At 69.0% G+C, this 22,626-nt stretch carries 19 protein-coding genes and 1 pseudogene; 10 read left to right on the top strand and 10 right to left on the bottom strand.

Annotated elements, in window-relative coordinates; genetic code table 11:
- Positions 1-317 precede the first annotated feature (317 nt).
- Positions 318-1,001, top strand: a complete 684-nt coding sequence (locus OHA88_RS40825) for a hypothetical protein (protein ID WP_328629276.1) — start codon at positions 318-320, stop codon at positions 999-1,001.
- A 465-nt stretch (positions 1,002-1,466) separates the two neighbouring features.
- Here OHA88_RS40825 and OHA88_RS40820 read toward each other — a convergent pair whose 3' ends face one another.
- A complete protein-coding gene (locus tag OHA88_RS40820; protein ID WP_328629275.1) occupies positions 1,467-1,946 on the bottom strand; it encodes a DUF2000 domain-containing protein in 480 nt (159 codons plus the stop codon).
- Between the two features lie 52 nt (positions 1,947-1,998).
- Between OHA88_RS40820 and OHA88_RS40815 the strand changes: the two genes are divergently transcribed.
- Positions 1,999-2,802, top strand: coding sequence for an AraC family transcriptional regulator (locus OHA88_RS40815; RefSeq protein WP_443044394.1), 804 nt, complete (start codon positions 1,999-2,001; stop codon positions 2,800-2,802).
- Between the two features lie 565 nt (positions 2,803-3,367).
- Here OHA88_RS40815 and OHA88_RS40810 read toward each other — a convergent pair.
- Positions 3,368-3,829, bottom strand: coding sequence for a MarR family winged helix-turn-helix transcriptional regulator (locus OHA88_RS40810; protein ID WP_328629273.1), 462 nt, complete (start codon positions 3,827-3,829; stop codon positions 3,368-3,370).
- Positions 3,830-4,260: 431 nt separating this feature from the next.
- On the opposite strand from OHA88_RS40810, the gene OHA88_RS40805 reads away from it, so the two are divergent.
- Together OHA88_RS40805 and OHA88_RS40800 are read left to right on the top strand one after the other, a co-directional pair.
- A complete protein-coding gene (locus tag OHA88_RS40805) occupies positions 4,261-5,448 on the top strand; it encodes a CE1758 family FMN-dependent luciferase-like monooxygenase (RefSeq protein WP_328629925.1) in 1,188 nt (395 codons plus the stop codon).
- Positions 5,449-5,599: 151 nt separating this feature from the next.
- Entirely contained in the window at positions 5,600-6,316 is a 717-nt protein-coding gene (locus tag OHA88_RS40800; protein WP_328629272.1) for a CE1759 family FMN reductase, read from the top strand.
- Positions 6,317-6,616: 300 nt separating this feature from the next.
- Here the strand turns inward: OHA88_RS40800 and OHA88_RS40795 are convergent.
- From OHA88_RS40795 to OHA88_RS40775, 5 genes and pseudogenes are all read right to left on the bottom strand, one after another.
- A pseudogene (locus tag OHA88_RS40795) lies at positions 6,617-7,294 on the bottom strand (HAD family hydrolase); the annotation flags it as partial.
- A gap of 104 nt (positions 7,295-7,398) precedes the next feature.
- Positions 7,399-8,481 carry an ABC transporter ATP-binding protein gene (locus tag OHA88_RS40790; protein ID WP_328629271.1) on the bottom strand — a complete coding sequence of 361 codons (1,083 nt, stop codon included), beginning with the start codon at positions 8,479-8,481 and terminating at the stop codon, positions 7,399-7,401.
- An 8-nt stretch (positions 8,482-8,489) separates the two neighbouring features.
- Positions 8,490-9,323 (bottom strand): ABC transporter permease, encoded by an 834-nt coding sequence (locus OHA88_RS40785; RefSeq protein WP_328629270.1) that lies wholly within the window; start codon positions 9,321-9,323, stop codon positions 8,490-8,492.
- Positions 9,311-10,228: an ABC transporter permease gene (locus tag OHA88_RS40780; RefSeq protein ID WP_328629269.1), complete on the bottom strand. Its 918-nt coding sequence runs from the start codon at positions 10,226-10,228 to the stop codon at positions 9,311-9,313. The genes OHA88_RS40785 and OHA88_RS40780 overlap by 13 nt, the downstream gene beginning before the upstream one ends.
- Entirely contained in the window at positions 10,225-11,379 is a 1,155-nt protein-coding gene (locus tag OHA88_RS40775; protein ID WP_328629268.1) for an ABC transporter substrate-binding protein, read from the bottom strand. Before OHA88_RS40775 ends, OHA88_RS40780 begins: the two co-directional genes overlap by 4 nt.
- 234 nt (positions 11,380-11,613) lie before the next feature.
- Between OHA88_RS40775 and OHA88_RS40770 the strand changes: the two genes are divergently transcribed.
- On the top strand, positions 11,614-12,378 hold the full coding sequence (locus OHA88_RS40770; RefSeq protein WP_328629267.1) for a GntR family transcriptional regulator: 765 nt from the start codon (positions 11,614-11,616) through the stop codon (positions 12,376-12,378).
- Between the two features lie 831 nt (positions 12,379-13,209).
- Positions 13,210-15,270, top strand: coding sequence for a phosphocholine-specific phospholipase C (locus OHA88_RS40765; RefSeq protein ID WP_328629924.1), 2,061 nt, complete (start codon positions 13,210-13,212; stop codon positions 15,268-15,270).
- A 106-nt stretch (positions 15,271-15,376) separates the two neighbouring features.
- Here OHA88_RS40765 and OHA88_RS40760 read toward each other — a convergent pair whose 3' ends face one another.
- Positions 15,377-15,946, bottom strand: a complete 570-nt coding sequence (locus OHA88_RS40760) for a hypothetical protein (protein ID WP_328629266.1) — start codon at positions 15,944-15,946, stop codon at positions 15,377-15,379.
- 211 nt (positions 15,947-16,157) lie between these two features.
- A complete protein-coding gene (locus tag OHA88_RS40755) occupies positions 16,158-17,477 on the bottom strand; it encodes an acyltransferase family protein (protein WP_328629265.1) in 1,320 nt (439 codons plus the stop codon).
- Positions 17,478-17,835: 358 nt separating this feature from the next.
- Here OHA88_RS40755 and OHA88_RS40750 point away from each other — a divergent pair, with 358 nt between their 5' ends.
- The 3 genes from OHA88_RS40750 (at position 17,836) to OHA88_RS40740 (ending at position 20,274) form a co-directional block, all read left to right on the top strand.
- On the top strand, positions 17,836-18,906 hold the full coding sequence (locus OHA88_RS40750; RefSeq protein WP_328629264.1) for a mechanosensitive ion channel family protein: 1,071 nt from the start codon (positions 17,836-17,838) through the stop codon (positions 18,904-18,906).
- Positions 18,907-19,044: 138 nt separating this feature from the next.
- Entirely contained in the window at positions 19,045-19,212 is a 168-nt protein-coding gene (locus OHA88_RS40745) for a hypothetical protein (RefSeq protein ID WP_425900904.1), read from the top strand.
- Between the two features lie 162 nt (positions 19,213-19,374).
- The gene (locus OHA88_RS40740) at positions 19,375-20,274 is read left to right on the top strand and encodes a YihY/virulence factor BrkB family protein (RefSeq protein ID WP_328629263.1); all 900 of its coding nucleotides are present in this window, start codon (positions 19,375-19,377) and stop codon (positions 20,272-20,274) included.
- A gap of 84 nt (positions 20,275-20,358) precedes the next feature.
- Here OHA88_RS40740 and OHA88_RS40735 read toward each other — a convergent pair whose 3' ends face one another.
- On the bottom strand, positions 20,359-21,435 hold the full coding sequence (locus OHA88_RS40735) for a glycerophosphodiester phosphodiesterase family protein (RefSeq protein ID WP_328629262.1): 1,077 nt from the start codon (positions 21,433-21,435) through the stop codon (positions 20,359-20,361).
- A gap of 542 nt (positions 21,436-21,977) precedes the next feature.
- Here OHA88_RS40735 and OHA88_RS40730 point away from each other — a divergent pair.
- Positions 21,978-22,466: a GNAT family N-acetyltransferase gene (locus OHA88_RS40730; protein WP_328629261.1), complete on the top strand. Its 489-nt coding sequence runs from the start codon at positions 21,978-21,980 to the stop codon at positions 22,464-22,466.
- Positions 22,467-22,626: the final 160 nt, after the last annotated feature.

Genomic DNA, 22,626 nt, shown 5'->3' with positions numbered 1-22,626 from the left:
AAGTCACCTGACACCTGTCTCCCGAGCAGGCCGGAGTGCGCCGCACGGCGGTTCAGCAGTGACAGCGCCTCGGTCGGTATCGTCGTCGCCCACCCCGCATCTGTCGGTTCCTCACCCTGACAGGAAGGGTGAGACATCACTCGACTGGCACATCACGGCTCTACTCGTGCGTACTATCTCTAGACACTGCTGCACATTGCGGCAGTTATGTCCTGCGGGTGTCCCAGTCAGCACAGACGGGGCACCTGCCCCACCCGCTCGCGGACCGGGTTCGTGCTTTCACCGCCTTACCCGCGAGCTGCAGAAAGGCCCATGACATGTCTGAAATTCAGGTCCACGCCACAGGACTGGCGTCGCAGTACATCGCCCAGGTGACGGGCGACCTTGAGCGCAACGTCAAGGAGCAGGAGCGTCTCGCTGCGGAAATCGAGGCGCTGCAGGAGCAGTTGGGTGCCCTGCAGCACGACCACTCCGTTCTGGTGAGCATGCAGGAGGCACTCGGCGGCGCGAGCCCCGCCGACGAGGGAGACACCACGGCCACGCCGACCGTGCCGCGCCAGGCCACCGCCGAAGCCAAGCAGAGCAAGCCGAAGAAGGCGGCCGCCGCGAGTGCAACGGCGACGGCATCGAAGAAGAGCGCCGCGAAGGCCTCGACCGCCAAGGCCTCATCCGCGAAGGCCTCGACCGCCAAGGCCTCGACCGCGAAGGCCTCATCCGCGAAGGCACCCAAGGCAGACACCAAGCCGACCCTCGTGAACCTGATCCGCGGTCACCTGGAGCAGCAGAGCGAGCCGCGTTCCGCCACCGAAATCTCCGCCGCGCTCACGAAGGCCCACCCTGACCGCGGTGTGAAGACCACCGTTGTGCGTACCACCCTCGAAGGGCTGGTCGCCAAGAGCCAGGCTCAGCGCACCAAGCAGGGATCGTCCGTCTTCTACACCGCGACGGCTGCTTCGGAGGCTGCTGCGGCCGACTCCCAGCAGGAGGCAGTGGCCGGCTGAGCACTCTCAGGAGCGCCGCCCATCTCACCGCCACCAGGGGGCGGTCCGGTGGCGCCCCGGCCGGAATCTCGGCGTGCAGGGCCAAGTCGGCGTGCGGCGGTGCGGGAGTGGGCCTCCCCACACCGCCGCCCGCGCCCTCCGGGCCGGCACCGAGATCCTTGAATCCAACACTCTGGACCGTGTTCCGACTGACGTGTGTCAGCTCAGCAGCTGTGCCGGAGCACGATGGGTGTCACCGTCGCTGCCGGCCGACTCGGGGCTGTCCACCACACGCAGTAGGACAGCGGTCATCGACGGGGCGGCCCTGTTGCGATCGCCGCCCCGTTGGCAAGCTCGTTGTCACCTTCCGCGGTCACCACCGGACCCGTCGAGCGTCTGATCCTCATGATGGCCGTTGTCGCTGTCTGCGGAAGGCACTTGACCGCCCGAGTACCGATGATCGGGATCGCCGGGATCCGACGTCGCTCAGGGGTGCATGCGGGCACCCTTGAGTACCTTGTCCACCGCGTTGCGTGGCCCGTAGACGGCCATCCCGACCAGATCGAGCTGATCCTTTCCCACGGCCCGTACAGCCGCTCGGTTGTCCCGGTCGTTGCCCGTGCTGAACAAGTCTGAGGTGAACACGGCCCTCGGCAGCGAGCGCGACAGCGCACGGCCATGCGCAGCGGTCAGCATCTCCTTCGTCCCTTCGAAGACCAGTACGGGCTGGCGGAGCATCGGCAGGTACGCAGTGCCGTCGGCGTCCGTGTACGGCTCGCCGATCACCTCGGGTGACACCGTGCCGAGACCGCTGACCAGGAAGGCGGTCACATTCAGCCGCTGCCAGGACTCAAGGTCCTCCCGCAGCAGGACAGCGATCTTGGTGTCGAAACGGACAGGCACCTTCTCACCCCCCGCCCTGTTCCCAACCCCGGTTCCGACCTCGGTCTCATCGTCATGTCTCATGCTTCGAGACTCCACGATCCGCGCCTTCTGCGTCTTGTACGTTCTTTGCGTGATGCCCCGGCAGGAGATTTCCGCTTGGCGCCCCCCGGTCGCGGGCGTCGTGGAGGTTTTCCACGCGCACTTCACCGAGCACGCGTACCCCATGCACGTCCACGACGCCTGGACGTTGCTGATCGTCGATGACGGCGCGGTCCGCTACGATCTGGACCGCCACGAGCGCGGCACCCCGAGCGACACCGTGAGTCTGCTCCCGCCGCAGATCCCGCACAACGGCTCGCCGGCCACGCCTCACGGATTTCGCAAGCGCGTGCTCTACCTCGACACGACACAGCTGGACGAGAGCTTCGTCGGGTCGGCGGTGGACGGCCCGGACCTCACCGATCCCGTGCTGCGCAGACGCGTCGGACAGCTGCACACAACTCTCGCGAACCGGGGAGACGAGTTCGAGGCGGAGAGCCGTCTGGCCTTCATCGGCGAGCGACTGCGCGAGCATCTGCGCCCCAGGCGGGCCCTCGGTAGCGCGGCGCCCGACCGCCACGTCGCCCGGAGTCTGCGTGACCTCCTCGACGAGCGCCTGCTTGAAGGCATCACCCTGGAAGAAGCCGCGCGCCTGGTACACGCCCACCCCACGTATCTCGTACGAGCCTTCAGCGGGGCCTTCGGCATCGCCCCGCACCAGTACGTGATGTCCCGTCGCGTCGACCTGGCCCGCCGTCTGCTGCTCGACGGACGGCCGGCGGGCGAGGTAGCGACTGCCGTCGGCTTCTACGACCAGTCCCACCTCACCCGGCACTTCAAGAGAGTTGTGGGCATCGCCCCGGGCCGGTACGCCCGAACCGGGACCATCCGCCGATGAAGGACCGCCCGCACTTGGCACCACACCGGCGCCCCCAGCGGGAGAGGTGCACCGACAGACTGAGGCCGCGCGGCTCCGCCTCGGACTCCGGGCTGGGGACCAGCGAGCGCAGCAAGGCCTCACCGACCACGGCTGCCCCCTGACAAACCCATGAGGGTGCGCAGCATCCGCTCCGCGACGCGCGCCGGGGCCCGACCCTGCCCCGAGTGACTCCCACCCTTGATCGGTGAGTTCATGTCGATGCTCCGGACCGTGATCCGCCAACGAACGATCTTTGAAGACGGACCCCGGACAGCCCTGGCGGGAAGGGGGCTGAGCCAAGGCCGCGGTGGAGGACCTGTCCGGCGTCGTGGAACGCCTCGATGCCGCGGCCGCGAGCTCCGCGCGGGCCTGTGCGTGCTCCGGGGTGGTGTCTGAGGGAGGCTCGGGCAGCCCGGCGGGTGCAAGGCTCAATTCGCGTCGGAGACGGGTCCCACCGCACCACGGGCTGGGCCTGCCGTGCCCCGAGCGCCTTCCCCGGGCGCCCCGATGATCGCCACCTCGACGGGTCAGGGTGTTCCTGGGGTCAGGTTGCCGTCGCCACGCGTTGGAGTGCGGCGGCGAGTGCGGCGAGGTCGTGGCCGGCGAGGTTGTCGAGGACGTGCCGTCGGACGCTGGCGAGGTGGGCGGGCCAGGCTTCCCGCAGACGGGCGAAGCCGTCTTCGGTGAGGACCGCGTTCCATCCGCGTAGGTCTTCCTGGCACTTGGCTCGTTGGATGAGTCCCTGCTTTTCGAGGCGGTTGACGACGCGGGTCATTCCGCTGAGCGAGAGGTTGCAGGCAGCGGCGAGTTCACTCATCCGCATCCGGCGGTGGGGAGCCTCGGACAGGAACATGAGGGGGGTGTACTCGGAAAGGGGGAGCCCTCCGTCACGGACCATGTCCGCGTCCACCAGTCGTGGCAGCGCCGTCATGACGTTGCCCAGGGCGCGCACGAGCATTTCCTCGGTCTGGTCCAAGGGTTGCAGGGGCTGTTCGTCGTGGGGCATGCCTCACACCCTATCTCCTTGACAAGGCAAGGACCAGAATCTTTACTTGACTCGGCAAGTACATATACAAGCAAAGGTTCGAAAGCCCCACCTCGACACCCTCACCACCACCCTCGACCAGGTCGTCGCCTGGAGCAACACCCTCGCTCCGCTGCGCGCCGGCTGACGCGAGGTATCACGAGGCGCCGCTGAGAATGCCCGCACCTGCGTAACGGCGCCGGTGCGGGGCTCAGGGGCTGCGCCACCCTTTCGACCGCTGTGGGACACGAGAAGCCCGCCGGTGTCGGGGCAGCCCGATCACGCTCGGACCGGACACGTTCGGTGACGTGAGCCACGACGCCCAGGGCCGGCCGCTGTCGCACGGCGAGACGATCGGCAACCCGGTGGCGGAGGGGGGCCTCGCACAGAAACGACGCAGAAAGGCGGACAATATGCAGTTCGGAATCTTCACGGTCGGCGACATCGCCCCCGACCCGGTCACCGGCTACACCCAGAGCGAGGCGGAACGCATCAGCAACATGGTGCGAGTGGCACAGCGGGCCGACGAGGTCGGCTTGGATGTGTTCGCGCTCGGCGAGCACCACAATCCCCCCTTCGTCCCGTCCTCGCCCACCACCCTGCTGGCACACATCGCGGCGCTGACCGAGCGCATCATCCTCAGCACCTCGGTCACGCTCATGACCACGAATGACCCGGTGAAGATCGCCGAGGACTACGCCATGCTCCAGCACGTGGCAAAGGGACGGCTCGATCTCATGGTGGGGCGTGGCAACACGGTGCCGGTCTATCCGTGGTTCGGAAAGGACATCCGGCAGGGCGTGGCTCTCGCTCTGGAGAACTACAACCTGCTGCACCGGCTCTGGCGGGAGGATGTCGTGGACTGGGAGGGCACCTTCCGCACCCCGTTGCAGGGCTTCACCTCGACCCCGCGGCCCTTGGACGATGTGCCGCCCTTCGTCTGGCACGGCTCGATACGCACGCCCGAGATCGCCGAGCAGGCCGCTTACTACGGCAACGGGTACTTCGCCAATCACATCCTGGCGCCGAACCTGCACTTCAAGCCGCTCGTGGACTTCTACCGCGCACGTTTCGAGCACTACGGGCACGGCACGAAGGAACAAGCAATCGTGGGTCTCGGCGGGCAGGCGTTCATCGCTCGACGCTCCCAGGATGCCGTGAACACCTTCCGCCCGTACTTCGAGGAGTACCCGGTTTTCCGGGGGAGCTCGCTCGATGACTACATGACCCGCACACCCTTGAGCGTCGGCAGTCCGCAGGAGGTCATCGACAAGACCCTCACTTTCCAGGAGGGTTTCGGCGACTACCAGCGCCAGCTCTTCGCACTCGACGGCATGGGCCTGCCCGTCGAGATGGCGCTCGAGCAGGTCGAGTTGCTCGGAACCGAGGTCGTCCCCGTGCTCCGCAAGGAGATGGCCGGCAGGCGCGCCCCCGGAGTGCCCGACACACCCATCCACAGCACCCGGGTCACGGAGAAGTACGGCAATGCCGAGCCACGGCAGCCGCGCCCGAACCCGAACCGCGGCGACAACCTCTCCGGCGCGTCCCCGTACCAGGACAGCGACCCGAGCGTCGAGGCGCACTTCCCGTCGGCCGTATGAGCAGGGCAGGCAGCCCTTCGACTCCCGATCGAGGTGTGGGAGGCCTTCTTCCGGGCCAGGTCCTCCGCGACCTCGGCCGGACGCACTTCGAAGCCGCTGGGCATCTGGCAGCGACCTCCACCGCACCGAAGGAAGAGGAAAGGAACCCCGCATGAGCCTCAACACCTCCGACCCGCACGATTCCGCCGAACCGGACAAGTCCTTGCGCCTCGTCGTCGTCAGCGCTGGTGTGAACGAACCCTCGTCCACCCGCCTGCTCGCGGATCGCACAGCGCAGAAAGTTCTCGACCTGCTCCTCGAATCCGACAGGCCCGCGACCGTCGGCGTCATCGAGCTCGGACCGCTCGCGGTCGACATAGCCCAGGCGATCGTCTCCGGATTCCCCGGCGAGCGCCTCAAGACCGCGTTCGCACGCCTTGCCGCTGCCGACGCCGTCATCGCCAGCACACCCGTATACAAGGCGGGTATCAGCGGCCTGTTCAAGTCTTTCGCCGACATCCTCGACAACGACCTGCTCATCGCCAAACCGGTCATCCTCGCCGCCACCGCGGGCACGTCCCGGCACGCCATGGTTGTCGACGAGCAACTCCGGCCCCTGTTCGCCTTCCTGCGCGCGCTCCCCGTGCCCACCTCCCTCTTCGCCGCACCTGAGGACTGGGGGCAGGCCGCACTCGGCGACCGGATCCAACGCGCCGCCACCGAACTCGTACTCCTGCTGCGCAGCGGCGTCGGCCGGTCGATCGCCGACGGCGCCTGGACCGGCTACCAACACCAATTCGGCGGCAACGCCACCCGCGCCGAACGCAGCGCCGACGATGTCGACTTCACCACCGACCTCATGCGACTCGCCGCCGGCGGAACACCATGAGAGCGTGAATACTCACCGATCCGAGCGGGAACTCCGCTGCGCGACGCTCGACAGCCTCGCCCGGGTGCCCCTGCCGCCCCGACCGACCTGCGGCTGAGGCTGCGGGAGCCGGGGCACGAGAGCGCCTGGTGACGGAGCGTCGCGTCAATCATGTACCAGGGCACGTGCGGAGGTGTCGTTTTCCACGCCGGTCCCGAGCACGCCGCCACGCCGGCCTCAACGGGCCGGGCCTCCCGGTACGCGCGTCCCCTGAGCCGGCGTCGGCTCGGCGAGCGCCCGCGGACCCGGTACCCCGGCGCGCACCAGCGCACTCAGCAGCCCCAAGGACGCCTCCTCCAGGCTCCCGAGAACCGTGCGCCGGTCCGCCGGTTCGATGGGTGCGACGGACGGGACCGCGAGGACGTGGCAGCCCGCCGCCTCCGCCGAGGCGACACCCGTGGGAGTGTCTTCCACGGCCACACAGGCGGCCGGGGCCACACCCAGGGCTTGGCAGGCGGCGAGGTACGGGTCGGGGTCGGGTTTCGTGCGGAGCGTGTCGTCGGCGGTGACCGTGGTGGTGAACCGGCCCGCGCCCAAGGCCTCCAGGGCCTTCATGACGGTGTCGGCGACGTGCCGCGGCGAGGCCGTGACGAGGGCGGTGGGGACGCCCTCGCTGCGCAGCGCCACGAGCAGTTCGACTGCGCCGGGGCGCGGCACCACGTCAGCGCGCACCCGGGCCGCGAACTCCCGGTGGAGCTCAGCGGCGACCGCGTCGACCGGTGCGCCGGCGGCCCGGCCCAGCGCCTTCGCCGTGTGCTCCACGGGGCGGCCCAGCACATCGGGCTGGTCGGCCTCCGTGAGCGCGTACCCCAACCCGGCAGCCACCTCGTCGACGGCCCCCCACCACAGCTGCTCGGTGTCCACGAGGGTGCCGTCCATGTCGAACAGCACGGCCTCCAGCAGGGGTGGCTGGACGGGGGTCGTGCGGGGGCGCTTCACAAAGGTCTCTTTCAGCCGGTCGACGTGGAACGGGTGCTGACGTACTGCAGGGCGGTACACCCGCAGACGTCCTGCGGGCATTCGGATACGGCGGGCGTCGGGGCTCAGCGGCGCCGCGCCGCGACCAGCACCGGCCGGTCCGGGAGCGTCACGGTCACGGCGCAGCCCGCGGCGAGTACCGCCGCCTCGTGCGTCCGCAGGTCGGCCTTGACCTCGGTGCCGTCGGCGAGGCGGACGGTGACGCGGGTGACGGCGCCGAGAAAGGCGGTGGCGACGACCCTGGCGTCGCCCATGTCGTCCGCGGCGAGCCGGACGGCTTCGGGTCGTACGAGGACGTCCACGTCGTTGCCCTCGCCCGGCTCGCCGTCCACGGGCAGCCGTCGTCCCAGAACCGCCACCGTCGTGCGCTCGGCGTCGAGCACGCCCGGGATCCGGCTCATGGTGCCGACGAACTCGGCGACGAACGCGGTGGCGGGCCGCGCGTACAGCTCGGCGGGGGCCGCGCACTGCTCCAGCCGTCCCGCGCGCATCACGGCGACGCGGTCGGCCATCGAGAGTGCCTCTTCCTGATCATGCGTCACAAAGAGTGTGGTGATGGCAAGTTCCTGCTGCAGTCGGCGAATCTCCTCGCGGAGCGTCAGCCGTACCTTGGCATCGAGAGCGGACAGCGGTTCGTCGAGCAGCAGGACCCGCGGGCGCAGCGCGAGCGCGCGGGCGAGCGCGATGCGCTGCTGCTGCCCGCCGGAAAGCTGGTGCGGGAAGCGTTCACCCGTTCCCCCAAGGCCTACCAACTCCAGCAGCTCGGCGGCGCGGGCCCGCCGCTCGGCCGTACGGACCTTGCGCATACGCATCCCGAACGCGACGTTGTCGAGCGCGCTGAGGTGTGGAAAGAGGCTGTACGACTGGAAGACCATCCCGGCGTCGCGGCGGTGGGCCGGCACCCGGGTCACGTCCTCGCCGTCGACGAGGACCTCGCCGGAGTCCGAGTGCTCGAACCCGGCAAGGACGCGCAGCGCGGTGGTCTTGCCGCAGCCGGACGGGCCGAGCAGGGCGAGGAGTTCCCCGGGCCGCGCGGTCAGGTCGAGGCCGTCGAGGGCGACGGTCGCGCCGAACTTGCGGCGCATGCCACGGAATTCGACGGTTGCGGCGCCGGTCGTGGCGGCCTTCTCCAGCGTGGTGATCGTCATGGTGGAGGTCATCCCTGGGAGGCGGTACGGGAGGGGGCGCGGCGGCCGCCGAGGGTGGCGACCGCCAGGAGGAGTGCCCAGGTCAGGAACAGGCTGAGCACGGACACGGCGACGGACATCTGGGCCTGTGAGCCGCCGATGCTGTAGATCCACACGGCGAAGGGCTGGAAGCCGAGGAGCTGGGCGACCGTGAACTCGCCCAGCACGAGCGCCAGGGTGAGGAACGCCGCGTTCAGCAGCGCGCCGCGGAGGTTCGGCAGCACCGCGCGGACGAGGGCCTGCGGCCAGCCCGCGCCGCAGCTGCGGGCGGCCTCGACGAGCGTGCGCACGTCGACGGCGCGCAGCCCCGCGTCGAGGGCACGGTGGACGAACGGCAGTGCCATCACGACGTATGCGAGGACGAGCACGATCGGGAAGTCCGGGTTCTGGAGCGCGACGAACGTCTGGAAGAGCGGCGTCGTCGAGAGGTACTCGGGACCCCACTTGAGGACGGTTCCGATCCCGGCGACGAATGCGATCGGCGGGACGATGAGCGGCAGTGAGCAGATGATCTCGACCACGGGCCGCAGCCGGGGTGCGCCCAGCCGCAACGCGACCATGGCGGGCACCATCAGCAGCAGAACGACGGCGATCGTGGCTGCGGCCAGTTCGAGGGAGAGCACCAGGCTGGGCAGGAAGCCGTCGGTGCCGAGGATCCGCGTATAGGCGTCGACGTTCAGGCCCTGACCCGGCACGTCGACCGTGAAGATCACGGAGGCTGCCAGGGGCACCAGGAAGTAGAGCCCGGCGACGGCGAGGACCGCGGCCCGCCCGGGGCGGAAGGTGGTGTTCAGGCGAGCCATCGCGCGCTCCGTCGTTGCAGGGGCAGGTACACGGCCATCACCAGGCCCGCGACGAGGACCATGTCGAGGCTGAGTGCCAGAGCCACGTTCTCCTGGCCGACCAGGACATTGCCGGAGATGGCGTCGGCAATCTGCAGGGTGACCAGCGGGACCGAGCTACCGACCATCGCGGCGGCGGTGGCATAGGCGGCGAACGCACTGCCGAACAGCAGCACCAGGCCGCCGAGCAACGACGGCGCGAGCACCGGCAGGGCGACGTGCCGCCAGTACTGGGCATGTGTGGCGCCGTTGTTCCGGGCCGCTTCGCGCCACTGGGAGCGCAGCCCGTCGAGGGCGGGCGTGATGGTGAGGACCATCAGCGGGATCAGGAAGTAGAGGTACGTGAGGGTCAGGCCCCAGAAGCTGTACAGGGTCCAGCCCGCGTCGGCGAGGCCCAGGTGCCTTGTGAGGACACCGGAGTTGCCGAGCGTCGCGACGAAGGCGAAGGCGAGCGGGACGCCGCCGAAGTTCGCGAGCACCCCGGAGGCGGTGAGTACGGCCTCGCGCAGTGCGCGGAAGCGGGAGACCACCACGGCCTGCGCGAGCAACAGCCCGAGGAGCATCGCGATGACCGCCGAGACCGCGGACAGTTTGACGCTGCCCAGAAGCGCTGTCAGATAGGCGCCGTGCAGCGACGTGGTCAGATTGGCGGTGGTGTAGGACGTGGCGCCGGTGGCCGGGTCCTTGACCGTGAAGGCGCCGTTCAGCATGGCCAGGGCCGGGATCCCGAAGGCGATCGCCACGAAGACGAGCAACGGAACGACGGCGAGCCAGTCGGCGCTCCGGCGCCGCCGCCCCGAGGGAACGGCGGCGGGCGCGGCGTCGACGGGGTGCGGCGCAGAAGTGACAGTCGTGCCGGAGGTCATCCCGAGACGGCCTTGCCCCAGCCCTGGGCGATGACGCCCTTGGCCTTGTTCTGCTGGGCCTCGGTCGGGAACGTGACCGCGCCGGAGACCTTGGGCAGCTTGGCGGCGGCGTCCTTGTCGAGCGTCCCGGCCTTCTCCATGGCGGGCATCAGCGCCGGGCGGGCGTAGCCCTTGAGCCAGAGGTTCTGGCCCTCGGCGCTGTACAGGTACTCCTGCCAGAGACGGGCGGCGGCGGGGTGCGGAGCGTCCTTGGTGATGGCCTGCGAGTAGTACTGCGCATACTGGCCGTCGGACGGGACGGAGACCTTCCAGTCGACCCCCTTGCTCTTGAACTCGTCGGCATAGCCGGCGTTGAGGTAGTCCCAGTCGATGCTGATGGGCGTCTCGCCCTTCTCGACGGTGGCCGGGGTCGACTCGACCGGCGTGTAGTTCCCGTTCTTCTTCAGCTCGGCGAAGAAGTCCAGTCCCGGCTGGACGTCGTCGAGGGAACCGCCGTTCGCCAGGGCCGCCGCGTAGACGCCGCCGAACGCGGAGCCGGACTTGGTCGGGTTGCCGTTGAGCGCGACCTGGCCCTTGTACTCGGGCTTGAGGAGGTCCTTGAAGGTGCTGGGGCAGTGCTTGACGCGCTTGGCGTCGCAGCCGATGGAGACGTAGCCGCCGTAGTCGTTGTACCAGCGTGCCTGCGGGTCCTTCTGCGCGGCCGGGATGTCGTCGTACGAGGCGACCTTGTACGACGCGAACAGTCCCTGCTGGGCCCCGCTCAGGGCGAACGAGCTGCCCAGGTCCAGCACGTCGGGGGCACGGTCCTGGCCCTTGCGCGAGGTGACCGCGTTGATCTCGTCCTGGCTGCTGCCGTCGGGGTTCTCGACGTCGATCTTGATGCCGTACTTCGCGGTGAAGCCGTCGATCAGCGCGCCGTAGTTGGCCCAGTCGCGGGGCAGAGCCATGGCGTGCAGCGTGCCCTCCTTCTTCGCCGCGGCGACGAGGGCGTCCATGCCGCCGAAGTCCGTCGCGGAGGTGGCGGTGTTCGCCTTCTTGCCGTCCGGGGTGGTGGCGGACTGGCTGGTGGCTGCGCCACAGGCGCTGAGGCTGAGTGCGGCGACGGCGAGGCCGCCGGTGAGCACGGCGATCCTGGACAGGGGCAACGTCACGATCTCTCCTGGTGTGGCGCCCCGGGCGGAGATCCCGCTGGGGCTCGACAGAGAACTTGTTTGAACAAGTTGACCTCAGTAGGCACGCCCTCCATGTCGTCTCGGTGAACAGAGGGGCAACTGTGACCACCAGTCTTCTGGACACTCGCCGGATGCCCCCCAGGAGAACGACCCCCTTCCCGTTCTCGTCTACGCTGGTTCACCTGCACACTGCGCACAGCACGAGAGGGAACCATGGCAGCCCGACACGAGGAGATCGCCGAGGAGTTGCGCCAGGCGATCGATCGCGAGGAGTACGCGGTGGGCAGTCGGCTGCTCCCCGAGACAGAACTCGCAGCACGCTACGGCGTCTCGCGCGGCACCGTCCGCCAGGCCGTCGCCGCCCTGACGTCGGAGGGTCTGATCGGGTCCCGGCAGGGCGCGCGGCGCGTGGTGCTCGCCAGCCGCCGCAATCAGAGCTTCGCCGAGCTGCGCAGCTTCGCCCAGTGGGCGCGCGCGATGGGCCGCACGGCGACGGGCCGGGTGGTGTCCTCGGAGTACCGCCCCACGACCGCCCAGGACGCGGTACGCCTCCAGATGCCGGTCGGCGTGCCCGTGCTCCACGTCCTGCGGCTGCGCGGCCTGGACGGCGAACCGGTGCTGCTGGAACGGACCGTGTACGCGGACTGGATCGCCCCGGCTGTCGAACGCATCGAGGCGGACTGTCCATCGGTGACACAACGGCTGTTCGAGGACTCGAGGTTGGTCTTCGCGTACGGTGAGCATCTGATCGACGCGGTGGCGGCGGGAGCGCAGGACGCCGAACTGCTGGGCGTACGCCGGACGAGTCCGCTGCTGCGGGTGCGCCGGGTCACGACCACCCGTGAGGGCCGCCCCGTCGAGTGGTCTGACGACCGGTACTGCTCCGACGCGGTGAGTTTCAGCGTGCACAACTCGATAGGCAACAACGCGCTGGCCCGTCGGACCGGCCCGGGCGCGATGCCGGCGAGCCCGGCGTAGACAGCCTGGGGCCGTCGGCCCGGGGTCGCACCGGATCGCCTCCGGGCCCAGGCATGACCGTGACGTCCCGCCCGCCCTGCGACGCCTGGCACGCGCACGCGCTACCGCAGTCGCGCGCCGATTCGCCCCTTGGAAGCCGCCGGTAGACGCAGGCGCAGGCGCAGGCACCCAACCCGTCCGCCGGCACGTGGACCGGCTCGCCCCTGCGAGGAGCGACGTGGTGCAGGTGACCTGTCCCGTCTCATCGGTACCGACCACGCCTGCCGATTGAGAACATCCACTCAAGCGACCGCCGGTGCCGTCCGTCACGGCACCGGCGGTGGACGACAGGTCGACATCCTCCGGCGGCAGCTGGGGCCCGGTTCCGGCAGGGGGAAGGACTCCACGCAGCGAAACTGCACACGGACTCCAGCTCACCCAAGGCCCCCTGAAAGCTGCCCGGGAAAGCGGCGATACCTGCCCCTGGCCTTCGTCCGAGGTTCGCAGCGAGGTGCGGATGACGCTCGCCCCGGCCTGCGCCGACGAACAGAGCTCACACGCTGCGCTCCACCCAGTGCGCGGGGGTCATGCGCGACGGGTCGATGATCGGAGACAGGATCGACAAGGTCTTTGCCCCGCACACTGCAACCCAGGACAACAGCCTTGCCCCGGTGGGGTGTTCCCGGCGTTCCACATGCTTCGACCCGGTCCGCCCTGCCCCCGGTCACGCGCCGGGTTGGCACAGGTTTCCCGAATGGTTCGCTTCTCCGCCGCCACTTGTTTGAACAAGTTGGGAAATGCTGGCCGCTGCACTCTTTACGGCCCACGGATTTTCCGGGAGACATGCTCTTCATGAATGCCATCGACCGCAGACGGTTCATGCAACTTGCGGGCGGCACCGCTGCTCTGTCCGCTCTGTCCACCAGCATCGCTCGCGCCGCGGAGATCCCCGCGCACCGCAGGACGGGCTCCATCAAGGACGTCGAGCACATCGTCGTCCTGATGCAGGAGAACCGTTCCTTCGACCACTACCTCGGCGCGCTGCGCGGCGTTCGGGGCTTCGGGGACCCGCGCCCGGTGACACTGCCGAGCGGTAAGTCGGTCTGGCACCAGTCGGACGGCACCAAGGAGATCCTGCCCTTCCACCCGGACGCCAAGGACCTCGGCCTGGCGTTCCTGGAGGACCTGCCGCACGGCTGGAACGACACCCAGGCCGCCTTCAACAAGGGCAAGTACGACAAGTGGATCCCGGCCAAGTCCGCCACGACGATGGCGCACCTGACCCGTGAGGACATACCGTTCCACTACGCGCTCGCCGACGCCTTCACGGTCTGCGACGCCTACCACTGCTCGTTCATGGGCTCCACCGACCCGAACCGCTACTACATGTGGACGGGTTACACCGGCAACGACGGCAAGGGCGGCGGCCCGGTCCTCGGCAACGACGAGGCGGGCTACGCCTGGACCACGTACCCGGAGCGGCTGGAGAACGCCGACGTCTCCTGGAAGATCTACCAGGACATCGGCGACGGCCTGGACGCGGACGGGGGCTGGGGCTGGATCGGAGACGCCTACCGAGGCAACTACGGCGACAACTCGCTGCTGTACTTCGACCAGTACCGCAACGCCAAGCCCGGCGACCCGCTGTACGACAAGGCCCGCACCGGCACCGACGCACGCAAGGGCGAGGGCTTCTTCGACATCCTCCGTGCCGACGTGAAGGCCGGCAAGCTGCCCGAGGTCTCGTGGATCGTCGCGCCCGAGGCCTTCACCGAGCACCCGAACTGGCCCGCCAACTACGGCGCCTGGTACATCTCGCAGGTTCTGGACGCGCTCACCTCCAACCCCGATGTGTGGAGCAAGACGGCGCTGTTCATCACCTACGACGAGAACGACGGCTTCTTCGACCACGTCGTGCCGCCCTTCCCGGCCGGCTCGGCCGCACAGGGCAAGTCCACCGTCGACGTCAGCGGCGACCTGTACGCGGGCGACAGCGGCCGCCCGGCGGGCGCGTACGGCCTGGGGCAGCGCGTCCCGATGTTCGTGGTCTCGCCGTGGAGCAAGGGCGGCTACGTCTGCTCCCAGACCTTCGACCACACGTCGATCATCCAGTTCATGGAGCGCCGCTTCGGCGTGACGGAGCCCAACATCTCCCCCTGGCGCCGTGCCGTCTCCGGCGACTTGACCACGGCGTTCGACTTCCGGCACAAGGACAGCCACACGCCGCGGCTGCCCGACACCACCGGCTACCTGCCGCCGGACGGTGACCGGCACCCCGACTACGTGCCGACGCCGCCGGCCAAGGGTGCGCTGCCCCGCCAGGAGCCCGGTCTGCGCCCCGCCCGACCCATCCCGTACGACCTCTCTGCCGATGGCAAGGTCGGCACCGCGGGCTCCCTGCGGATCGACTTCGCCTCCCACGGCAAGGCCGGCGCCGGCTTCCTGGTCACCTCCGCGACGGACGCCTCCGGCCCGTGGACGTACACCGTCGGTTCGGGGCACTCGCTGTCCGGCGTCTGGAACCTCTCAGCGAACTCGCACGGCGTCTACGACTTCACCGTCCACGGTCCCAACGGCTTCCTGCGCCAGTTCGCCGGCAAGGTCACCGCCGCAGGCCCTGAGGTCGGCGCCCGCCACGACAGCAAGGACGGAGCCGTGCGCCTCGTCCTGACCAACGACGGCCACAGCACCGTCACGCTCACGATCAAGGACGAGTACGGCAAGCACAAGCCGGCCACCTACCGGCTGCGCCCCGGCGCCCACGTGGTGCACTCGGCCAGGACCGAGCGCACCCATGGCTGGTACGACCTGACCGTGACCGCCGACCACGACGGCACCTTCGTGCGCCGCCTGGCCGCCCACGTGGAGAGCGGCAACGCGAGCACCAGCGACCCGGCCTTCTCCGCCCGCTGACCCCGCTCGCTCGTTCCGGCCGCGGCCCGGTACCACCGGACCGCGGCCGACGCCGCTCCACCAGCCGTCGCCTGAGGGGACGTGTCGGTCCGTCTCCGCGCGGCGGTCACCCGGCGCTCCATTCGGACTCCGGCCATGCGTACTCGTCGAAGCCGGCCGGGAGCTTCCCGCACGGGGCGTGGACACTGACGGCGAGCGTCCCGGTGGGCTCGTACCAGTCCACGTCGACCATGTCGTCGGTGTCCGGGTGTTCGAAGCGGAACCCCATCTCGGAGACGTTCTCGCCGGTGATCCTCCAGCCCTCGCGCTCCAGCCGTCGGCGTACGCGCTCCTGGCCGGCACGGGCGGTGCTTCGCGGGACGTCCGTCACCCGCCACTCGAGACCGAAGCTGCGCACGTCGCTGCGGCCTTCGTCGATATGGGCGATGGACCGCAGCCCCCGGTAGTAACACGTGCCCGTTTCCACGCCGCTGGAACTCACACCAGGCCGCCCGGGCAGCGCGACTTCCTCGTACACCCGCTGCGCCTCCCCCTTGAGCCGTACCGCAACCTGATCAGGGACGACCGCTGGATACGGCTCTCCCTCCCACACCCGGTAACCGGCCACGGACGCACCCACAGCGAGCAGGATGCCGGTGAGCCACAGAACCGAAGGAGCGGAGGACTTCCTCAGCATTCGCTGCTCCCTCCCCCGACCCTGCGGACAGCCGCACAGCGGACACCCGACAACACAACGGCGAAATCACTGGTGAGACCCCGAACCGAGCACATGAACCAGACGGTAGAAGACCACGACCATCCCGCACCTGAGGGCAACTACTCAGCCCTGCATGAGTAGTTGCCCGGCCGACATCACAACGGACCCCTGATGTCGGCCCAACACGGTGTCAGGCCGCTTTCCTCAGCGCGTTCTTGGGCTCATTGGGGGTCTGGTGCACCGCTGTCCGTCGGCGAGCCATAACCAGCGTCGTGCCCAGTGCCAGGCTCAGCGCGGGCAGCACAGGGAAACGGCCGTCGGGTGCGAAGCCCCGCATGGCGAAGCCGGCCAGAGCGGCAACGCTTGTCGTCAGGCCGAGCCACAGCGGCCAGGGGCGGCGCAAGCAGACGTCCGGCCGGATTCGCTCGTACAGAAGCGCCTGGCGGCGCTCCAACGGCCGCAGCGCCAGCAGAACACCGACCAGGACAACGCCGAGGACCAGCAGCCAGGGCACCCGCAGCCCCCACCAGGCCGCGGACCCGAACGCGGGCTCGGGCGCGATCCCGGTCAGGTAGAACGCGGCAGCGACGACGAGCACCGGCAGCATGTGCCACAGGTACAGCGTCATGCTGGCGCCGCCCACGTGGCGCACCGCCCGCCACACACGCTCGCGGTCCAGAAGCCGCCGTACCGCCGGCGCGGCGAGCAGACACAGGCCGACCTGGGCCACTGCCCACGCCAGCATGGCCGCCGACGGCGGATTGGTGTTGTTGGGGGTCTGCCCGGTCACCAGGATCAGGCTGACCGGGAACGGCCCGAGCGTGATCAGCGCCGCGAAGGCCAGTCCCCCGCCCGCCGTCATCGCGACCGGCACCCGCCGACGCCCCGTCAGCAGGCCGTCGTGCCAGCAGAAGCCCAGTTGGTAGGCCACACCCCACACCAGTACATAGTTGAGCAGACCGACGTACGGCACCTGTACCGCCAGCGTCAACGCGTCGGCCGCGAGGGCGGCAGCGCCCATCGCCACGGGAACGAGAAGGCCCCAGCGCCGGTGCGCCGCGTGCAGCGGCGGAGTGAGGACGCTGAGGATCAGGTACACCGGAAGGAACCAGAACTGCATCGCCATCGCCCACCCCACCAACGCGAGGGTGTCCGGGTCCACGCCGACAGCCGAGCAGATCCCGACGGCGAGCAGCACCAGCCCGCTGTACACGGCCACCGGAAGCAGTAGTCGCAACGCCCGCCGTCCCACCCACCCGGCGGCCGTACCACCCGTCTCACGGACCCGCGACCACGAGCCGCCCGCTGCGTGGCCCCCGGCCAGGAAGAACAGCGGCATGATCTGGAACCCCAATGTCAGCCACTGGGTCCAGGGAATGGTCGCCAGCAGCTCCGGCGCGGTGATCTGCCCACCGGGCCCGGGGACCAAGGCGGTGATCAGCCAGTGCCCCACCACCACCAGGACGATGGCCCACGCGCGCATGAAGTCGACATAGCGGTCTCTGCTCATGCGTCGTCATGCTGTCGCAGAGCCGATGGAACCACGGTGGGAAGTCGAGAACGCAACCAATTCGTACTCGGTACGACATCACTCCCGCGTCAGGAGTCCGCGATGCAGTGGCTCCGGGCGGTATCTCCGGCCCGCCCGGTTCGGCCTTCTCATGCCCGTGGCGCGACCGTTCCTCATTCCCCATGGGTCATCACGCGGGTGCCGAGGCCGCCTGTCGACCGGCTCGCCGGATGCGGCAGGATGGAAGATCGTTTCGGATCCGAGAATCGAGCAGGTAACACAAGGTGACAATTACTCACATACGGCGCCCGGCAACGGATTCCGCCGCACGGCTCCTCCTCGCGGCGGGAGACAACCGGTGAACCGGGCACTCACGCTCCACGACCTGATCGTCGCCGGGGCCATGGTGGCCGCAGGCGTCCTGGCAGGACTGCTGCTGCGCGCCGCCCTGCGGTGGCTGGGAGAACGTGCCCGCAGGACGCGGTGGAGCGGGGACGACGTCATCGTCGATGCCCTGCGGACCCTGGCGCCCTGGGCTGCGCTGGCTGCGGGCATCGCGGCGGCCGCTGCGGTGCTTCCGCTGACCTCGCAGGTCGGACGCAACGTCAACCGGACGCTGACCGTGCTGCTCATCCTGGCTGCCACACTCACGGCGGCCCGGGTGATCACGGGTCTGGTGAGGTCCGTCGCCCAGTCCCGGTCCGGTGTGGCCGGGTCGGCCACCATCTTTGTCAACATCACGCGCATCGTGGTGCTGGCGATGGGCTTTCTCGTCGTGCTGCAGACCTTGGGCGTCTCCATCGCCCCGCTCCTCACCGCACTGGGTGTGGGCGGCCTCGCGGTCGCTCTGGCGCTGCAGGACACGCTCGCCAACCTGTTCGCGGGCGTGCACATCCTCGCCTCGAAGACGGTGCAGCCCGGCGACTACATCCGGCTGAGCAGTGGCGAGGAAGGGTACGTGGTCGACATCAACTGGCGTAATACCGTGGTGCGTCAGCTGTCGAACAACCTGGTGATCATCCCCAATGCCCAGCTCGCCGGCACCAATATGACCAACTTCAACCGGCCGGAACAGCAGATGTCGCTGCTGGTCCAGGTCGGAGTCGGCTACGACAGCGACCTGGAGCACGTCGAGCGCGTGACCGCCGAGGTTGTCGAGAGCGTCATGACCGACATCGCCGGCGGCGTCCCCGACCATGAACCGGCCGTCCGGTTCCACACGTTCGGGGACTCCAGGATCAACTTCACGGTGATCCTTCGAGCCGGTGAGTTCAGCGACCAGTACCTGATCAAGCACGAGTTCATCAAGCGTCTGCACCAGCGCTACCGGGCCGAGGGCATCAAGATTCCCGCGCCGATGCGGACGGTGGCGGTGCAGCAGGGCGAGACGCCGGTGCCGATCCCCCACCAGCGCACCGTCGGCTTGTGAGCTGCCCCGAGCCCCGAGAACCGGCCGAGGGCGTCCGGTCCTGGAGCTCGCCGCCGGCCTGCGCGGTCGTCCGGATCTCGCAGGCCGTCGCCAGGCAGTAGGTGCACGGGCAGGGCGCGGGCGGGTGTGGTGCCGACGGTGGACGATGAGAGGCTGGGTGCGGCCGTCACGGAGTTCGGGTTCATCGGCGCCGCCTCCGGCGACCTGGAGCTGACCGCCGAAGGGCTGCGGCCCATCCCGCGGGAACGGCACGAGTTGCTGTCCTTCGAGGGCGCGGTGGTGGCGCTGAGAGCGGTCAGCGACTGACCTCCGCCGCCACGCTCCGGGACGCGGCGGGTGTACGGCCCGGTGACGGAGGCAGAAGCGGAAGTGGTAGCAAAGGACGTCCATACACACCGGGGGATCCGCTGCCTCCCCCGGCGCCGCCAGGCCGCGCCGCGCCTGACCACGTCCCCCGGAGAACCAGCCGTGCCGAGCAAGACCACCGCAACCGCCGCCGGACGCGTCCCCCGCCAGGCCGGCCCCGCAGGGCGGGCCGCCCATTGGCGGTCCGCCCTGTGCCGTACCCCTGTGTCGATCTGGAAGGACGATCTCTCGGACTGGGCCGCCGCCCTGACGTACTACGCCATCCTCGCTCTGCTCCCGGCGCTGCTGGTCACCGTCGCTCTGATCGGCCTGGCCAATCCCCGGGCCACCGACGTGCTGATCACCGACATCACCGCGTTCGCCCCGGCCGAGTCCGGAGCCGCGCTGCGCCAACCGCTGGAGGCCGCGACCCACGAACGCGGCGCCGTGTGGCTGCTGATCGCGACGGGGACCGTCAGTGCCGTGTGGTCCGCCTCCAGCTATCTGGCCGTTTTCCGCAGGGCGCTGCATGCTCAGCACGGGGTGCGGGACAGACGACCGGCGCTGCGCAAGGCCCACATCATCGTGGCCACCGCCGTGGGACTTCTCCTGCTGCTCATGACCAGTGCGTTCGCCCTGGTGCTGACCGGACCGCTGGCCCGCTGGCTGGGGCATCGGCTGGGCCTGGCACATGCCAGTGAAACGCTGTGGGCGGTGCTGAAGTGGCCCGTCCTGGTGTTCCTGGTCGCCTGTCTGATCATGGTGCTGTTCCGTACCGGACCCGCGTCGGCCAGGGGGCTGCGGCGGGGGCTGCCCGGTGGGGTGCTCGCCGCGTTCCTGTGGCTGGTCGCCTCGGCCGGGTTCGCCCTGTACGCCACGCACATCGGCTCGTACAGCCGGCTGTACGGATCGCTCGCCGGGCTCGTCGTCTTCCTGATCTGGGTCTGGTTCACCAATCTGGCTCTGCTGGCCGGTGCCCAGTTCAATGTCGAACTGGCGCGGCCGACGCCGGGCCGCTCGTGACGACGTCCCCCGCGCCGGCTTCGTGACGGCGTACGCCCCGGAGCTGGGTGCTCCGGGGCGTACGCGTCCGTGGTGTGCCGGTCGTCAGTGACGCGGCGCGGGGTAGGCCTTGGGCAGGCGCATGCCGCGGTCGGCCATGATGTCCCGCACGCGGTTGGGGTAGTCGGTGATGATCCCGTCGATGCCCATGTCCATGAGCGCCTCGATGGTGGCGGGGTCGTCACAGGTCCACGGGATGACCTTCAGACCCCGCTCATGGGCCTCGGAGATCATCTTCTTGTCGGGGTAGAAGCGGAAGGCCGGGTCCGCGATCGTGCCGTTCTGCGGGAAACCGTAATTCGGGGACAGCGCGGTGACACCGGGGACGGCGGCGGCGGCCTTGACGAAGTCGCCGTCGTAGTCGTCGGCGTCGATGCCACCGAGCCACGGGGAGGCGCCGGGCTTGCCGACCTGGAGGAAGTCGTAGTTCGTCAGCGCCACCAGCGGGTAGGACGGCGCGAGCTTGTGCATCTCCTTCAGCGCCCCCCAGTCGAAGGACTGGATGGTGACCTGCTTCTCGATCCCGGAACGGTGGATCTCCTCGAAGACACGGCGGACGAACAGCTCGCGCGGTGCGGTCTGCTCGGGCGCGCCGGCCTCCACCTTGGTCTCGATGTTCAGCTTGACCTGCTTGGCCTTGTAGCTCTTGACCAGGTTGAGGACGTCCTTGAGCTCCACCATGCGGAAGCCCTTGATCTGCTCCTGCTCGGGGAAGCCGGGCAGCTGCTGGTAGCCGCAGTCCATGCTCTTGATCTGGGCCAGCGTCAGGTCCTTGATGTACTTGCCGACATACGGGTACATCGGGTCACCGGGCGTCACCGGGCCGGTGTCCTTGCACTTCTGGGCGCTGATCTGCCGGTCGTGGTTGACCACGACCTTCTGGTCCTTGGTGATGTGGGTGTCCAGCTCCAGGGTTCTCACACCGAGGCGCAGAGCCTTGCCGAAGCCCTCCAGGGACTCCTCGGTGGTCAGGCCGAGGCCGCCGCGGTGGGCCTGCAGGTCGAAATGCGTCTTCTGGGGCGGTACGTGGTGATTCTGGTGGGCCGTGGCCGCCTGGGCGGTCGCCGGAACGGCGAGCACGGGCAGGACGGCTAGGCTGGCGACTGCATGCCGCAGGGACATCTATGCCTCGTCTATTTCGGGCGAACTGGACCTTGCGAAGCTAAGCCGCAAGCCCGGATCGCACGAAGCTCAGGCATGAGGTCATCGTGAACAACCGGGAAACGATCGTCCCTTCGGACTCCGGAGCAGGCAGAAAGTGCTAATGCCCCGGGCCACGTGTGTGGCCTTACATGTCGGCAAGGGCATCCCTTCTCATCACCCGCGTGGCAGGCGGAGCGCTGCAGCGGAGTTACCGCAGGGGGCGCCAGCCATGGAGAGCGGCCATCGCCCGCTCGTCGACGCACTGGATGCTCCGGCCCGCGGTGGGCGGCGAGAACGGACATTGGGTCAACCGCCGGAGAACGGTCGGACTCGATCGTTGTGATCCCAACGTCGGCGATTGATCGGAGCCGGGGCGGCGGGGTCGTGTGCGGCGCCGACTTCACGCGAATCGGGCTGGATGTGGCTGAGCGGGGCACGTAGTGTCGGCCTGCGCGGTAGCTGGGCCGAGCAGCTGGTGCCCGTACCGGATCAGATCATGGGCCCAGGATGGATCGACACGCATGAATCTTCTCCCTTTCGCCACCGCTCACGCTGCGATGGTGGCGGACTGGCCGACTGCTTCCGCGGAAGTCGTCATGTGGTGCGGGCGACAGGAGTTCCCTGTGTCTGCACAGACGATTTCCGCGTGGCAGCAGGATGACGACGTTCGGGCTCATGTGCTCGTTGAGGGCGAGAAGCTCGTCGGTTACGGGGAATTGTGGTTCGACACCGAGGAGGACGAGGTCGAGCTGGCTCGGATCATCGTGGCACCCGAGGCCCGCGGGAAGGGGCTCGGCCGTGTGCTCGTCCGGAGCCTGCTCGCGCAAGCTCACGAGTCGGGCTGTGCCGATGTCTTCATGCGCGTGCACCCGGACAACGAGAAGGCTCTGAGGTCCTATCTGGGGGCCGGGTTCGGGCCGGTCGCCCCTGGCCTTGCCGAGAACTGGAATGCCGCTCAGCCGGTGAATTATGTCTGGCTTCGGCACGATGCCGAGGGATCGGGCGATTGAGCTATTGCAATTGAAGTCGTGACGTCGGGTGGATCGGGGTGCTGGGACCCAGCCGGCGAAGGTCAGGTGCATGTCCACAGCCGCGGGCCGGCGGTTACCGGCGTCACCTCGATGTCGTCGCTCCAGGAACACCCGGCACTGCCCTGTCTCAACAGCGTTC

Source organism: Streptomyces sp. NBC_00353 (genome assembly GCF_036108815.1).
GTDB lineage: Bacteria > Actinomycetota > Actinomycetes > Streptomycetales > Streptomycetaceae > Streptomyces.
The sequence above is the reverse complement of the archived record's forward strand: the minus strand, read 5'-3'. Positions and strand labels throughout refer to the sequence as shown.